The sequence below is a fragment of the Pseudomonas sp. GW821-FHT01E10 genome (assembly GCF_059422365.1).
In genome coordinates this window covers 134,490-149,905 of the sequence record NZ_JBWKWT010000002.1, presented here as the reverse complement: position 1 = coordinate 149,905, position 15,416 = coordinate 134,490, and the positions used below count along the sequence as shown (strand labels likewise).

15 protein-coding genes are annotated in these 15,416 nt (G+C 60.1%); 8 read left to right on the top strand and 7 right to left on the bottom strand.

The annotated features are described in order from the left end of the window. Nucleotides 1-97 precede the first annotated feature (97 nt). The 8 genes from amaB (at nucleotide 98) to AC07V0_RS04435 (ending at nucleotide 9,927) form a co-directional block, all read left to right on the top strand. Nucleotides 98-1,588: an L-piperidine-6-carboxylate dehydrogenase gene (amaB, locus tag AC07V0_RS04470; protein WP_018928481.1), complete on the top strand. Its 1,491-nt coding sequence runs from the start codon at nucleotides 98-100 to the stop codon at nucleotides 1,586-1,588. Nucleotides 1,589-1,682: 94 nt separating this feature from the next. Further along, nucleotides 1,683-2,966 (top strand): L-pipecolate oxidase, encoded by a 1,284-nt coding sequence (gene amaA / locus AC07V0_RS04465; RefSeq protein WP_018928480.1) that lies wholly within the window; start codon nucleotides 1,683-1,685, stop codon nucleotides 2,964-2,966. Nucleotides 2,967-3,328: 362 nt separating this feature from the next. Next, on the top strand, nucleotides 3,329-4,462 hold the full coding sequence (locus AC07V0_RS04460) for a branched-chain amino acid ABC transporter substrate-binding protein (protein ID WP_018928479.1): 1,134 nt from the start codon (nucleotides 3,329-3,331) through the stop codon (nucleotides 4,460-4,462). Nucleotides 4,463-4,633: 171 nt separating this feature from the next. Continuing rightward, nucleotides 4,634-5,548, top strand: coding sequence for an ABC transporter permease subunit (locus AC07V0_RS04455; RefSeq protein ID WP_007939055.1), 915 nt, complete (start codon nucleotides 4,634-4,636; stop codon nucleotides 5,546-5,548). A gap of 3 nt (nucleotides 5,549-5,551) precedes the next feature. Further along, nucleotides 5,552-6,832 (top strand): high-affinity branched-chain amino acid ABC transporter permease LivM, encoded by a 1,281-nt coding sequence (gene livM / locus AC07V0_RS04450; protein WP_018928478.1) that lies wholly within the window; start codon nucleotides 5,552-5,554, stop codon nucleotides 6,830-6,832. Next, a complete protein-coding gene (locus AC07V0_RS04445) occupies nucleotides 6,829-7,701 on the top strand; it encodes an ABC transporter ATP-binding protein (RefSeq protein WP_018928477.1) in 873 nt (290 codons plus the stop codon). The genes livM and AC07V0_RS04445 overlap by 4 nt, the downstream gene beginning before the upstream one ends. Then, a complete protein-coding gene (locus AC07V0_RS04440) occupies nucleotides 7,698-8,414 on the top strand; it encodes an ABC transporter ATP-binding protein (protein ID WP_086944073.1) in 717 nt (238 codons plus the stop codon). The genes AC07V0_RS04445 and AC07V0_RS04440 overlap by 4 nt, the downstream gene beginning before the upstream one ends. A gap of 745 nt (nucleotides 8,415-9,159) precedes the next feature. Beyond that, on the top strand, nucleotides 9,160-9,927 hold the full coding sequence (locus tag AC07V0_RS04435; RefSeq protein WP_018928475.1) for an SDR family oxidoreductase: 768 nt from the start codon (nucleotides 9,160-9,162) through the stop codon (nucleotides 9,925-9,927). Nucleotides 9,928-10,047: 120 nt separating this feature from the next. Here the strand turns inward: AC07V0_RS04435 and AC07V0_RS04430 are convergent, their stop codons facing one another. From AC07V0_RS04430 to AC07V0_RS04400, 7 genes are all read right to left on the bottom strand, one after another. Further along, nucleotides 10,048-11,175 (bottom strand): AGE family epimerase/isomerase, encoded by a 1,128-nt coding sequence (locus AC07V0_RS04430; protein WP_495019431.1) that lies wholly within the window; start codon nucleotides 11,173-11,175, stop codon nucleotides 10,048-10,050. 193 nt (nucleotides 11,176-11,368) lie between these two features. Beyond that, nucleotides 11,369-11,941 carry a HupE/UreJ family protein gene (locus AC07V0_RS04425; RefSeq protein ID WP_495019430.1) on the bottom strand — a complete coding sequence of 191 codons (573 nt, stop codon included), beginning with the start codon at nucleotides 11,939-11,941 and terminating at the stop codon, nucleotides 11,369-11,371. A 28-nt stretch (nucleotides 11,942-11,969) separates the two neighbouring features. Next, nucleotides 11,970-12,584, bottom strand: a complete 615-nt coding sequence (ureG, locus tag AC07V0_RS04420; RefSeq protein ID WP_008001031.1) for an urease accessory protein UreG — start codon at nucleotides 12,582-12,584, stop codon at nucleotides 11,970-11,972. A 23-nt stretch (nucleotides 12,585-12,607) separates the two neighbouring features. Further along, a complete protein-coding gene (locus AC07V0_RS04415) occupies nucleotides 12,608-13,282 on the bottom strand; it encodes an urease accessory protein UreF (protein WP_018928471.1) in 675 nt (224 codons plus the stop codon). After that, a complete protein-coding gene (ureE, locus tag AC07V0_RS04410) occupies nucleotides 13,279-13,779 on the bottom strand; it encodes an urease accessory protein UreE (RefSeq protein ID WP_018928470.1) in 501 nt (166 codons plus the stop codon). The genes AC07V0_RS04415 and ureE overlap by 4 nt, the downstream gene beginning before the upstream one ends. 215 nt (nucleotides 13,780-13,994) lie before the next feature. Continuing rightward, the gene (locus tag AC07V0_RS04405) at nucleotides 13,995-14,627 is read right to left on the bottom strand and encodes a TetR family transcriptional regulator (RefSeq protein WP_018928469.1); all 633 of its coding nucleotides are present in this window, start codon (nucleotides 14,625-14,627) and stop codon (nucleotides 13,995-13,997) included. Between the two features lie 160 nt (nucleotides 14,628-14,787). Continuing rightward, nucleotides 14,788-15,306: a hypothetical protein gene (locus AC07V0_RS04400; protein ID WP_086944068.1), complete on the bottom strand. Its 519-nt coding sequence runs from the start codon at nucleotides 15,304-15,306 to the stop codon at nucleotides 14,788-14,790. Nucleotides 15,307-15,416 lie beyond the last annotated feature (110 nt).

Here is a 15,416-nt window from a genome sequence, read left to right as displayed (position 1 = left end):
TCGTTTGTTGGAGAACCTCGGGAGCGCTAAAACTACAGGTCAGATCAGTCGAATTAATCCGGCTGCACGTTTTCTGTTTCTGCTCGAGGAGTGACCCATGGTTGCCGCATTGCTTGATCGTCTTGGTGTGAACCCGGCCCTGTACCAGAACGGCAAAGTGCCGGTGCATTCGCCCATCGACGGTAGTCGGATTGCCGCCGTGAACTGGGAAGGCGCCGCTGAAGTCGAGCAGCACATCAGTCGCGCAGATCATGCGTTCGAATTGTGGCGCAAGGTGCCGGCGCCGCGCCGTGGCGAACTGGTTCGTCAATTGGGCGACATCCTGCGCGAGTACAAGGCCGATCTCGGTGAGCTGGTTTCCTGGGAAGCCGGCAAGATCACTCAGGAAGGCCTGGGTGAAGTTCAGGAAATGATCGACATCTGCGACTTCGCGGTCGGTCTGTCCCGTCAGTTGTACGGTTTGACCATCGCCTCCGAGCGCCCTGGCCACCACATGCGCGAAACCTGGCACCCGCTGGGCATCGTCGGCGTGATCAGCGCGTTCAACTTCCCGGTCGCCGTCTGGGCCTGGAACGCGACGCTGGCGCTGGTGTGCGGCAACCCGGTGATCTGGAAGCCGTCGGAGAAAACCCCGCTGACCGCGCTGGCCTGTCAGGCGCTGTTCGACCGTGTCCTGAAGAACTTCAGCGACGCCCCGCCGCACCTGAGCCAAGTGATCATCGGTGGTCGCGATGCAGGCGAAGCCCTGGTCGATGACCCGCGTGTCGCGCTGATCAGCGCTACCGGCAGCACCCGCATGGGCCGCGAAGTGGCGCCGAAAATCGCCGCACGTTTCGCCCGTAGCATTCTGGAACTGGGCGGTAATAACGCGATGATCCTCGGCCCAAGCGCCGATCTGGACATGGCCGTACGGGCGATTCTGTTTAGCGCCGTCGGCACTGCCGGTCAGCGTTGCACCACCTTGCGTCGCCTGATTGCCCACGAATCGGTGAAAGAAGAAATCGTCACCCGCCTGAAAGCCGCTTACTCCAAGGTGCGCATCGGCCATCCACTGGAAGGCAACCTGATCGGGCCGCTGATCGACAAACACAGCTTCGACAACATGCAGGACGCGCTGGAGCAAGCCTTGAGCGAAGGCGGCCGGGTGTTTGGCGGCCAGCGTCAGCTGGAAGACAAATTCCCCAACGCTTACTACGTTTCACCAGCCATCGTCGAAATGCCGGAACAAAGCGATGTGGTGCGCGACGAAACCTTCGCGCCAATTCTGTACGTGATCGGTTACACCGATTTCGAAGAGGCATTGCGCCTGAACAACGCCGTGCCACAAGGCCTGTCGTCGTGCATCTTCACCACCGACGTGCGTGAAGCCGAGCGGTTCATGTCGGCGGTGGGCAGCGATTGCGGCATCGCCAACGTCAACATCGGCCCGAGCGGCGCGGAAATCGGCGGCGCGTTCGGCGGCGAGAAGGAAACGGGCGGCGGTCGTGAGTCGGGCTCCGATGCATGGCGCGGGTACATGCGCCGCCAGACCAACACCGTGAACTATTCGCTGGAGTTGCCGTTGGCTCAGGGGATTACGTTCGATTAAGCAGCAAGCGACAAGCTGTTGATCGATCGTTCCCACGCTCTGTGTGGGAACGATCGATGGTGTGTTGGTTAGGTTTCATTTTCGGAGTCTGGCAATGCCGTTACGCGAAGAGTGTCTGTGGGAAAAACTGACGCCGCAAAGGCCCGACAATGCGGCGCTCAAGGGTGAGGTGACGGTGGATGTCTGCGTCATCGGTGCCGGTTTCACCGGGCTGTCGGCGGCGGTGCATCTGCTGGAGCAAGGCAAAAGTGTCTGTGTGCTGGAAGCGCATCGTGCCGGCCATGGCGGTTCGGGGCGTAACGTCGGGCTGGTCAACGCCGGAATGTGGATTCCTCCGGACGAAATCGAAGCCGGTTTTGGCAAGGCGGTCGGCAGTCAGCTCAACCGTATGCTCGGAGCGGCGCCGTCGCTGGTGTTCAGCCTCGTCGACAAATACAACATCGATTGCCAGTTGCGCCGCGAAGGCACGCTGCACATGGCGCACAACGCGCGTGGCGAGGCGGACCTGCGCAGTCGCGAAGAACAATGGAAACGTCGTGGGGCACCGGTGGAATTGTTGACCGGAGCTGCCTGCGAACAAGCCACGGGCACCCGGAAGATCGCCGCCGCGCTGCTCGACCGGCGTGCCGGCACGATCAACCCGATGGCCTACACCACGGGGCTGGCCAACGCGGCTATCGGCCTTGGCGGTCAGTTGTTCGATCATTCCCCGGTGACCCGACTCGAACGTCAGGGCCAGCGCTGGTCGGTGCAGACCGCCCAGGGTTCGGTGCTGGCCGAACAGGTGGTGATCGCTTCCAATGCCTATACCGAAGGCGACTGGACGGAGCTGCGTCGCAACTTCTTCCCCGGTTATTACTATCAAGTGGCTTCGGTGCCGCTGACCGAAGACGCCGCGCAGCAAATTCTGCCCGGTGGTCAGGGTTCCTGGGACACCCGGCAAGTGCTCAGCAGCATCCGTCGTGATGCCGAGGGGCGGTTGTTGCTCGGCAGTCTCGGCAATGGCAACCAGAAACCGACCTGGTTCCTCAAAGCCTGGGCCGATCGGGTTCAGCAGCATTACTTCCCCTACCTGAAACCGGTGGAATGGGAATGCACCTGGACCGGTTGCATCGCCTTCACCCCCGATCATTTGATGCGCCTGTTCGAGCCGGCACCGGGTCTGGTGGCCGTTACTGGTTACAACGGTCGAGGCGTGACCACCGGCACAGTGGTCGGCAAAGCCTTCGCCGACTACTTGTGTAACGGAAATCCTCAAGCCCTGCCGATTCCCTTCGCACCCATGCAGCCATTGGCGGGCGTGGGGCTGCGAAGCTGCCTGTATGAGGCCGGTTTTTCGCTGTATCACGCGGGCCAGTGCCTGCGGATCGTGATCTGATTGTTGAAATATGTTGCTGGAAGCAGCGCTTTTCAGCGAAGCGGCTAGCCTGTAATGGTGCGGGTTGTAGCAGTTGTGCACCGGCAGTGTGCAGTTCGGTGACGCGGGCTGTTACAGGCAGGTTGCACATCGTTTGGCGCTGCGGTTGCAATGATGGCGCATGCGGGTTGCGCCTTTTGAAATAAATGGTTTCACCTCCCGCGGTTTAGACGGTTGCACGCCCAATGAAAATGGGATCGAAACAGTCGAAATAACAAGAAAGCAGCGACTTTTTTCAGAATAAAAAACCGATGGCACGGCCCTTGCTCTGAGCATTCAGTGAAGTCGCAGTGCCAACTAAAAAAACCTTGGAGCACCACCTCATGTCCCAGACGTTTTACAAGAAAGGCTTTCTGGCCCTCGCAGTGGCAGCTGCGTTGGGTGTTTCTGCGTTTGCACAGGCTGATGTGAAAATCGGTGTGGCCGGCCCTATGACAGGCGCCAACGCGGCATTTGGCGAGCAGTACATGAAGGGTGCACAGGCAGCCGCTGATGCGGTCAACGCCGCCGGCGGTGTCAACGGGGAAAAAATCGTACTGGTCAAAGGCGATGACGCCTGCGAGCCGAAGCAGGCTGTGACGGTCGCCAAAGACCTGACTGAAAAGAAAGTCGTTGGTGTGGTAGGTCACTTCTGCTCCTCGTCGACCATCCCTGCCTCCGAGATCTACGATGAAGCCGGCATCATCACGATCACCCCAGGTTCCACCAACCCCAAGGTGACCGAGCGCGGCCTGAGTGCCATGTTCCGCATGTGCGGGCGTGACGACCAGCAAGGTATCGTGGCTGGCGACTATATCGTCGACGTGCTCAAGGGCAAGAAAGTCGCCGTGCTGCACGACAAGGACACCTATGGCCAAGGCTTGGCAGATGCCACCAAGGCTCAACTGATCAAGCGCGGCGTAACGCCAGTGCTGTATGAAGGCCTGACTCGCGGCGAGAAAGACTTCAGCGCCGTCGTCACCAAGATCCGTGCGGCCGGTGCCGACGTGGTCTACTTCGGCGGCTTGCACCCGGAAGCCGGTCCACTGGTTCGGCAACTGCGTGAACAGGGCCTCAAAGACGTCAAGTTCATGTCCGATGACGGCATCGTGACTGACGAACTGGTGACCACCGCCGGTGGCCCACAGAACGTTGATGGCGTACTGATGACCTTCGGCGCCGACCCACGTCTGCTGCCAGACAGCAAGACCGTGGTAGACGCCTTCCGCAAGGCCGGCACCGAACCTGAAGGCTACACCCTGTACGCCTACGCTTCGGTCCAGACCCTGGCCGCAGCGTTCAATGGCGCCAAATCCAACAAGGGCGAAGACGCTGCCAAATGGCTGAAAGCCAACCCGGTCAAGACCGTCATGGGCGAGAAGACCTGGGACAGCAAGGGCGACCTGAAAGTCTCCGACTACGTGGTTTACAAGTGGGACAAGGACGGCAAATACCACCAGCTGGAAAAACAGAAGTGATATGAGCGGTTGATCTGCCCGGCGCCTTGCGCGCCGGGCAGTCCTGAAACATGTCCGTGCAGTACCTGTCTTTTCTCGTAGAGCTGCACACAACCGAGTTGCGCCGGCGGCTGAACCCCGGTCCGTCGCACCCGGCTTCTGTGCAGTCTCTCAAGTGCGTGAGATTGCGTTATGGATGGTATTTTCCTGCAGCAACTGGTCAACGGCCTGACCCTCGGGTCGGTCTATGGCCTGATCGCCATCGGCTACACAATGGTCTATGGCATCATCGGCATGATCAACTTCGCCCATGGCGAGGTTTACATGATCTCTGCGTACCTCGCGGCGATCAGTCTGGCTCTGCTGGCTTACTTCGGTATTGAATCCTTCCCGCTGCTGATGCTCGGCACCCTGGTTTTCACCATCATCGTCACCGCGGTGTATGGCTGGGTCATTGAGCGTGTCGCTTACAAACCGCTGCGCAACTCCACCCGACTGGCACCGCTGATCAGCGCCATCGGTATTTCCCTGATCCTGCAAAATTATGCACAGATCAGTCAGGGTGCCCGTCAACAGGGTGTACCAACACTGCTGACCGGTGCATGGCGAGTTGAAGTCGGGAGCGGCTTCGTTCAACTCACCTACACCAAAATCTTCATTCTGGTTGCCGCATTCGTCGGCATGGGCTTGCTGACCTATGTCATCAAGTACACCAAACTCGGCCGCATGTGCCGCGCCACCCAGCAAGACCGCAAGATGGCTTCGATCCTGGGGATCAACACCGATCGGGTGATTTCCTACGTGTTCATCATCGGTGCGGCGATGGCGGCCCTGGCCGGTGTGCTGATCACCATGAACTACGGCACGTTCGACTTCTACGCAGGCTTCGTCATCGGGATCAAGGCGTTCACTGCGGCAGTGCTCGGCGGGATCGGCTCACTGCCCGGCGCCATGCTGGGAGGGATCATTCTCGGGATCTCCGAGTCGCTGTTCTCGGGGCTGGTCAACTCGGATTACAAAGACGTTTTCAGCTTCTCGCTGCTCGTTCTTGTTCTGGTCTTTCGGCCTCAAGGCCTGCTTGGCCGTCCTCTTGTGTCGAAGGTGTAAGCGATGTCTTCAACCACTAAAACCATTGATGTCAAAAAAAGCCTGGTTGACGCGATTCTTGCCGGCCTCATCGCCCTGATTGTGTTCGGCCCGATTGTTGGTGTGGTCCTCGACGGCTACGGCTTCAACCTGCAGCCGACGCGCGTGGCATGGATAGTCGCCATCGTTATGGCTGGCCGCTTTGCCCTGAGCCTGTTCTTGCAAACCCCCAAAGGCCTGAGAATTCTCGAAGGCTTCGAGAGCACCGGTTCCGGGGTTCATGTTCTGGCGCCTGATTACAAATCCCGGTTGCGCTGGGTCGTCCCGCTGGTGATCGTTGTCGCCGTGGTATTCCCGTTCTTCTCCAACTCTTACCTGTTGGGCGTGGTCATCCTTGGGTTGATCTACGTGCTGCTGGGCCTGGGCCTGAACATCGTGGTCGGTCTGGCTGGCCTGCTCGACCTGGGTTATGTGGCGTTCTATGCCATCGGCGCTTACGGCCTGGCGCTCGGTTACCAATATCTGGGGCTGGGCTTCTGGACGGTGCTGCCTTTGGCGGCGATCACTGCCGGGCTGGCGGGGTGCATCCTGGGTTTCCCGGTGCTGCGTCTGCACGGCGACTATCTGGCAATCGTGACCCTGGGCTTTGGTGAAATCATCCGGTTGATCCTCAACAACTGGTTGTCCCTGACCGGTGGCCCGAATGGCATGGCGGCGCCGTTGCCAACTTTCTTCGGTCTCGAATTCGGAAAGCGGGCGAAGGACGGTGGGGTACCTTTTCATGAGTTCTTCGGCATCGCCTACAACCCGGACGTGAAGTACTACTTCATTTATGCGGTGTTGTTCCTGGTAGTGCTGGCCGTGCTGTACATCAAGCATCGCTTGACCCGCATGCCGGTCGGTCGCGCATGGGAAGCCTTGCGTGAAGACGAAATCGCCTGTCGCTCCATGGGTCTGAATCACGTACTGGTCAAACTGTCGGCGTTCACCATCGGCGCATCGACAGCGGGTCTGGCCGGCGTGTTTTTCGCGACCTATCAGGGCTTTGTGAACCCGACCTCATTCACCTTCTTCGAATCGGCATTGATCCTCGCCATCGTGGTACTTGGCGGCATGGGTTCGACCATCGGCGTGGTGATGGCAGCATTCGTGTTGACCGTCGCTCCGGAACTGCTGCGCGGCTTCGCTGAATATCGCGTGCTGCTGTTCGGCATCCTGATGGTGTTGATGATGATTTGGCGACCGCGCGGCCTGATCCGGATCAGCCGTACCGGTGTGACCCCGCGTAAAGGAGTAGCGCCATGAGTGAAGTCGTACTCTCGGTCGAGAACCTGATGATGCACTTCGGTGGCATCAAGGCGTTGAGTGACGTCAGCCTGAAGGTCAAGCGCAACTCGATCTTCGCGTTGATCGGCCCCAACGGCGCGGGCAAGACCACTGTGTTCAACTGCTTGACCGGGTTCTACAAAGCGTCCGGCGGGCATATCGAGCTCAACACCCGTGGGGTGAAGACCAACGTCATCAAAATGCTCGGGGAGCCGTTCAAGGCAACCGATTTCGTTTCGCCGAAAAGCTTCATCAGCCGGCTCCACTACAAGATGTTCGGTGGCACGCACCTGATCAACCGTGCCGGTCTGGCGCGGACTTTCCAGAACATTCGCCTGTTCAAGGAGATGTCGGTACTGGAAAACCTGCTGGTGGCCCAGCACATGTGGGTCAACCGCGGCATGCTGGCCGGCATCCTCAACACCAAGGGTTATCGCAAGGCCGAAAGCGATGCACTGGACCACGCCTTCTACTGGCTGGAAGTGGTGGACCTGGTGGACTGCGCCAACCGCCTGGCTGGTGAACTGTCCTATGGTCAGCAACGCCGTCTGGAGATCGCCCGGGCCATGTGTACCCGGCCGCAGATCATCTGCCTCGACGAACCGGCCGCCGGCCTCAACCCTCAGGAAACCGAAGCGCTGAGCGCGATGATCCGGCTGCTGCGTGACGAGCATGATCTGACCGTGGTGTTGATCGAGCACGACATGGGCATGGTCATGAGCATTTCCGACCACATCGTGGTGCTGGACCACGGCGTTGTCATCGCCGAGGGCGGGCCTGATGCGATCCGACACGATCCGAAAGTGATTGCCGCCTATCTGGGCGCCGACGAAGAGGAACTGGTATGAGTCAACCGATCCTCGAACTGAAAGAGATCGACGTGTTCTACGGACCGATCCAGGCTCTGAAGAAAGTCTCGTTGCACATCAATGAAGGGGAGACCGTCAGCCTGATCGGCTCCAACGGTGCCGGCAAGTCGACCCTGCTGATGTCGATTTTCGGTCAGCCACGGGCGACTGACGGGCAAATCGTCTATCAGGGTGTGGATATCACTCACAAGTCGTCCCACTACATCGCCTCCAACGGTATCGCTCAGTCGCCGGAAGGCCGCCGGGTGTTCCCCGACATGACCGTCGAGGAAAACCTGCTGATGGGCACCATCCCGATCGGTGACAAGTACGCCGCCGAGGACATGGAGCGCATGTTCGAGCTGTTTCCGCGGCTCAAGGAACGGCGTAACCAGCGGGCCATGACCATGTCCGGTGGTGAGCAGCAAATGCTCGCCATTGCCCGGGCGTTGATGAGCCGCCCCAAGCTGTTGCTGCTCGATGAGCCGAGCCTGGGGCTGGCGCCGATTGTGGTGAAACAGATCTTCGCGACCCTGCGGGAACTGGCCAAGACGGGCATGACCATCTTTTTGGTGGAGCAGAACGCCAACCACGCCCTCAAGCTGTCGGACCGGGCGTACGTGATGGTCAACGGGCAGATCCGCCTCACCGGCACCGGCAAGGAGCTGCTGGTGAACGAGGAGGTGCGTAACGCCTATCTCGGCGGGCACTAAACCGAAGAGCCTGGAAAACGCCCTGACGAACTCAGGGCGTTTTTTTATGCCCGCACAATCCCTACACGAGGCTGTGGTTTGAGGTAAAGGGAAATTGTGGAAAACAATATTCATGACCTCTCAAAGCGCGACATAAAGCCGCTGCAAATTACTGTTTTGTCACGGTTTTGACTTGTCCCCGTTTGCTGTGGAACTGGCTGTGAATAACGTGGGAGTAGCTGGCTGTAAGCCTTTGAATCCGTGGCCTGCAGAGTGGTGATTGTTTTTTGATCAGGTGTTTTTGGCGAGCCTCAAGCCGGCTTTGTCAACCTTTTTGTTATGAGCGGACACGGTATGAATCGAGGTGGACAAGCCTGTGGATAAGTCTGTGGTTAAACTCTGGAAAGACTCGGCTGAGGGCCGTGGTTGCTGGCTTGGCGCCATCGTCGCTCTGACCGCTCGGTCGTGCAAATTGCCCTGGGTTACACAGCGGGTGCCTCAGGGTCAAGCAAAAAACTTTCTAATCTGCCCGCAAAGCCTTGTGGATAGCGGCTTGCAGCTTTTCCACTTGCCCCCGGAAACTGTGGACCGGCCTGTGGATAAGGTGCGCGTACATGGCTGCAAGCCACGGGGCATGGGGTGTTGCCAGTATTGATCGTTTTTTGTACGGTTTTTGCCATGGTTGCCGCTGTGGAAAAGGCCGGGCATGCTGCCGGTTGATTTTCTATTCCAAGGGCTGACTGTCAGCCGACGCAAGGAGAACACGATGTCCAACACCCTGTTTATTACCGGCGCGACCTCCGGTTTTGGTGAAGCCTGTGCCCGTCGTTTTGCCGAGGCCGGCTGGAAACTGGTGCTGACAGGTCGTCGTGAAGAGCGCCTCAATGCCCTGTGCGCCGAGTTGTCGAAACAGACCGAGGTCCATGGCCTGGTGCTCGACGTACGGGACCGCAAGGCCATGGAGGAGGCGATTGCCAACCTGCCGCCATCCTTCGCCAAGCTGCGCGGGCTGATCAACAACGCCGGCCTGGCCCTGGGTGTGGACCCGGCGCCCAAGTGCAATCTCGATGATTGGGACACCATGGTCGACACCAACATCAAAGGCCTGATGTACAGCACCCGCCTGTTGCTGCCACGTTTGATCGCTCATGGTCGTGGCGCCAGCATCGTCAACCTCGGCTCCATCGCCGGCAACTACCCGTACCCGGGCAGCCACGTGTATGGCGCGAGCAAGGCGTTCGTCAAACAGTTCTCCCTGAACCTGCGTTGCGACCTGCAAGGTACGGGCGTGCGGGTCAGCAACATCGAGCCGGGCCTGTGCGAGAGCGAGTTCTCGCTGGTGCGTTTCGCCGGTGACCAGGAGCGTTACAACGCCACTTACGCCGGTGCCGACCCGATCCAGCCGCAAGACATCGCCGAGACCATTTTCTGGGTGCTCAACGCACCGGCCCACATCAACATCAACAGCCTTGAGCTGATGCCGGTGAGCCAGACCTGGAGCGGGTTTGCCATTGAGCGTAATGCCAAGGTGTAAGACCGAGTAACGGCTGTTCGCGGGCAAGCCTCGCTCCTACGGATTATGTGTTGTTCGCAGAGTCGCGATTCAACATAAAACCTGTAGGAGCGAGGCTTGCCCGCGAAAACATTTTTTCAGTCAGCGCAAATACTCGGCCAGCCCGCGATAGCAGGTTGCCAAGTGATAAGGCGTGGTCGAAGGCATGTCCTTGCGGCTCACTTCGCCCTGCTCATCGCGACACTCATACCAACCGCCCGCATGCAGAAAGCTTTGTTGCAACGCCTGCAATTGGCGTTGCACCGACGCTTTGCTGTCCGGGCGCAAGGTCAGGGCGCGCAGGTATTCGGCTTGAGCCCAGATGCGTTGGGTTGCGTCGCGAGGGTGATTATCCAGTTCCAGCATCGCTCGCACGGCACCGGTCTGCTGATCGACACCCCGTTGCTCGGTGAACGCAAACGCGCGCTCCAGCGAGGCATGCAGTGTCGAGCCGCGCAGCAATGGCGAGGATTGCAGCAGGAAATACCATTCGAACTGATGGCCCGGCTCGAACCAGTTATCCACAGCTCCCAGCGGCTTCTCCATCAACACCGCATGTCGCGGGTCGATGAAACGCTTTTGCATGGCTGTGCATAACTCGATGAGTGCGTTCTGCACAGCCGCGTCTTCGCGCACCGAAAGGGTGGCGAGGAAGGCTTCGGCCAAATGCATCAGAGGGTTCTGCAATGGCCCGGAGTCGAGCGAGGACCAATCACGGTCCAGGCTGGCTTCGTACAGGCCGTCGCCCGTGGCGAAACGCTGCGCTACCACTTCCAGCGCGGCGTTGAGTACCGACTCCACCAGCGGTTCGCGAACCTTGTCCCAATAATGGGCGCAGGCGAACAGGATGAAGGCGTGGGTGTAGAGGTCTTTGCGCTGGTCCAGCGGCGTACCTTGCGGGTCGATGCTGTAGAACCAGCCGCCATGCTCGGCATCGTGGAAATGCCGTTGCAAGGAACGAAACAGCGCCGCCGCGCGCTCTTCAGCCTTGGGCACCTGGCCGATCAGGCTGGAGAACAGGTACAGCTGCCGCGCGCAGGCCATGGCCCGGTAGCGCTGAGGGGGCAGCGGTTTATGCTCGGCATCCAGCGCCTCATAAGGCAACGCCATGTCGGCGTTCCAGCCGGGGCCCTGCCAGAGCGGCACGATCACGTCCTGGAAGTGCTGGTGCACTGAGGCGAACAGGGCGGTCAATTCAGGCTGGGAGGCAGAGCGGGAAGCATGCGGCATTGGCTGGCGTCGTCACGGCAGGGTTAATTGCGCGACATGTTAGCAGGCCTTAGAGATGCGGTGTCTGTCAGGCCGCCTTCGCGGGCAAGCCTCGCTCCTACAGGTTTCGTGTCATGACACGAATTGCGGGGTCAAACACAATCCTGTAGGAGCGAGGCTTGCCCGCGAAGAGGTCAGTCCAGACGCTAGAGAATTAACCCGCTAATAACCAAGCTCCGGTTACCGCCGACGCCGCACCCGCCAGCCGAACCAATGGTGCCGCGGCCTGAGGCAAGACGCGAACCACCGCATAACCCGCGGCATGCAATGCCGCTGTCGCTGCCACAAACCCTGCGGCATACGCCCAGGGACTGGACATGTCCGGCAATTCCAGACCATGCGCCACGCCATGAAACAGCGCGAACAACGCGGTCGCCGCAACCGCCAGGCTCAGCGGCGGACGCACTGCCAACGCCACCGCCAGGCCCAGCGCCAATACCGATGCCGCAATCCCGCTTTCCAGCGCCGGCAGGTTCAGCCCTTCAAAACCCAGCAAGCCGCCGATCAACATGGTGCCCACGAATGTGCACGGCAGGGCCCAGCGCGCAGCGCCTTTCTGCTGCGCCGCCCACAACCCCACGGCAACCATCGCCAGCAAGTGATCGAGGCCGCCGATCGGGTGGCTGATGCCGGCGATCAAGCCGTTGTCGCCATGGCCCGGGTGGGCGAAGGCAATGGCTGGGGTCAGCAGCAGGGCCATGGCGCCCAGAATGCGTTTCAGTGTCATGGATAAGCTTCCTTGTTGATAAGTGTGATCAGGCCGCAGTCAGCAGGCCCTGGCGTTCGATGAAGGCGATGATTTCTTCAAGGCCCTGGCCGGTTTTCTGGTTGCTGAAGACAAACGGCTTACCGTTGCGCATGCGTTGGGTGTCGCTGTTCATCATCTCCAGCGACGCGCCTACCAGCGGCGCCAGGTCGATCTTGTTGATCACCAGCAGGTCGGATTTGCAGATGCCGGGGCCACCCTTGCGCGGCAGCTTGTCGCCGGCGGAGACATCGATCACGTAAATGGTCAGGTCGGACAGCTCCGGGCTGAAGGTCGCCGAGAGGTTGTCGCCGCCGGATTCCACCAGGATCAGATCCAGCCCCGGAAAGCGCCGGTTCAGTTGGTCCACGGCTTCGAGGTTGATCGAGGCGTCTTCGCGGATCGCCGTGTGCGGGCAGCCGCCGGTTTCCACGCCGATGATCCGCTCAGGTGCCAAGGCTTCGTTGCGCACCAGAAAGTCAGCGTCTTCGCGGGTATAGATGTCGTTGGTCACGACGGCCAGGTTGTAGCGTTCGCGCAGGGCCAGGCACAGGGCCAGGGTCAAGGCGGTTTTGCCGGAGCCGACCGGGCCGCCGATGCCGACGCGCAGGGGTTGTGTGTTCATGTGATTCTCCAAACTAAAAGGCCCTAGGAACGGAACAGACGGCTGTACTGGCGCTCATGGGCCATGCACGCCAGGGACAGACCGAAAGCGGCGCTGCCAACGTGTTCGAGATTGATTCGGCTGGCGTCTTGCTGCGCCTGTTGCAGCAACGGCAGCAGTTCGCTGGTCAGGCGTTGTGCGGCTTGCTGGCCCAACGGCAGGGTTTTCATCAACACCGCCAGTTGGTTTTCCAGCCAGCTCCAGAGCCAGGCGGCCAGCGCATCTTGCGGGTTGATGTTCCAGGCGCGAGCCGCCAGCGCCCAGCCGAGAGCCAAGTGCGGTTCAGGGCGTTGCTCGAGAAAGGCGCGAGCAGGCTCGTCCAGCTCCGGCAAGCCGTTGAGCAGCTGCTGCAGCGAATAGCCCATCTGCCGGCTCTCCTGATGCAGCTCACGTGTTTCGCGGCTGGCGCGATGCTCTTCGCAGCGTTGCAGCAACTCGGCCCAGTTTTCTTCGGCTGCGGCGGTGCAATGGGCGAGCAGTAGCGGTGCTTCGAAACGCGCCAGGTTCAGCAGCAATTGATCGCTGATCCAGCGTCGCGCGCTGTCGGGATCATTGACCCGGCCGTTATCCACCGCCATTTCCAGGCCCTGGGAATAGCTGTAGCCGCCAATTGGCAGCTGCGGGCTGGCCAGGCGCAGCAGCGCCCAGGCGGGGTTCATAAGCGCACGCCGAACTGGTGCAGTTTCGGCGGGTAGTTGAAGTCCTCGTCACCGTGGCGCGAGTGGTGATGGCCACCACCGTAGGCACCGTGTTCCGGCTGGAACGGCGCTTCGATGTTCTCGGCCTTGGCGCCAAGCTGTTCGAGCATGGCCTTGAGCACGTAATCATCGAGCAGGCGCAACCAGCCGTCGCCGACTTGCAGGGCCACGTGGCGATTGCCCAGATGATAGGCGGCGCGGGTCAGTTCGAACGCATTGGCGCAGGTGACGTGCAGCAGTTGTTCGGGGCGAGCACAGACGCGAACGACGCGCCCGTCTTCGGCTTGCAGGCATTCGCCGTCATGCAGCGGCGGCTGGCCGCGCTCCAGAAACAAGCCGACGTCTTCACCCTCGGCACTGAAACAGCGCAAGCGACTTTTGCTCCTGGCTTCGAAGGTCAGGTGCAACTCGGCGGCCCAGACGGGTTGAGGGTCGATTCTGCGATGAATCACCAGCATCGGAAGGCTTCCAGCAATGAACAATGTTCAGGCTAGAGCAAGGGGCTTGCCAATCGGGTGAGAGGTAGGAAATGCCTGTCAGAGCGACGGGGGGGGACTCACAATGTTGCAGGACTTTGATTGAAGTTGGTGCGTGGCGGGTGTTTATGCACCAATTTGCAGCGCACAAAAAGATCGCAGCCTTCTGCCGAAGGCTGCGATTTTTTTCTAACGGGTTACTCGGTACTGCCGAGTCCTTGCCAATGCTTCAGCCCGATAAAGATAAACCGCAACTGCTGGGTGATTTTCGCCTGGGGTGTCAGGTGCTCGGGCAATGCTTCGGCCGGCGGATCGATGATGTCCGGCAGGGTCGCGAACACGCTTTTGACGATCAGATCGGCCATGACGCTCAGGCCGGCGATGTCCAGATGCTGCAGTTTGGGCATCAGCGACAAATCGGCCGCCAGGTCCGAGCTGATGTCCTCGCGCAGGCGGCCGATGGCCTGGCGCACCGGCAGCGAGCCGCCGTACTGCTCTCGGGCAAGAAACAGGAACTGCGAGCGATTGGCCGTGACCACGTCGAGAAAGATCCGCACCGAGGCATCGATGATACCGCCCATGACGAATTCGTTATGGCGCACCAGGCGGATGGTTTCGCGGAAGGTCTGGCCGACTTCGCACACCAGCGCCAGGCCCAATTCGTCCATGTCGGCGAAGTGCCGGTAGAAACCAGTGGGCACGATCCCGGCGGTTCGCGTCACTTCACGCAGGCTCAAGCTGCCGAATCCTCGGCCGCTTTCCATCAGGTGGCGGGCAGCGTCCATCAGGGCGTTGCGGGTCTGTTGTTTCTGTTCGGCGCGGGGCAGCATCGCAAGGGTGTTTTCTGGACAGGGACAGCGGCGCACTCTAGCAAATCGGCTTCGCTGGCGTCGAACGGACTGTCGGGGGGATCACGCGGGGAAAACGCAGCTTCTATAAAGTCAAAAGCCCAATCCGGGGATTGGGCTTTTTTTCCAGGCCACCATGGGCTTAGCTCACAGCGCTGTTGCGTTCGATCACACGGTCACCACCACCTTCAGCAAGGGTTTGGCCTTGTGGAGTGCGATCGGTACCGTCAGCGGCCAGGGTTTGACCTTGTGGGGTACGGTCGGCACCGTCAGCGGCCAGGGTTTGGCCTTGTGGAGTGCGGTCAGTACCGTCAGCGGCCAGGGTTTGGCCTTGTGGAGTGCGGTCAGTACCGTCAGCCGCCAGGGTTTGGCCTTGTGGGGTACGGTCGGTACCGTCAGCAGCCAGAGTTTGGCCTTGTGGGGTACGGTCGGTACCGTCAGCAGCCAGGGTTTGGCCCTGTGGAGTGCGATCCGAGCCATCCTGGGTGATCAGGCCTTTTTCTTTCAGGCGCTCGTTACCGTTGGCACCATCGGCAACGGTCTGGCTGAACACCGAGTGGCTGTCTTTGACTTGTGGAGTGGCCTGATCGGCAGCCGGCAGAGCAAAAGCGGTGCTGGCTAACATTGAGAGGGTCAGGCTAAGCAGTAATTCGCGTTTCATGATGGGTTGCTCCTTGGGAGGGCGATAAAGTGGGTACGAGGTCAATGCTACTCTCGATAAGTCGATATAAAAGTTCATAAACGCAATGGTAATAATCAACGGAATTGATT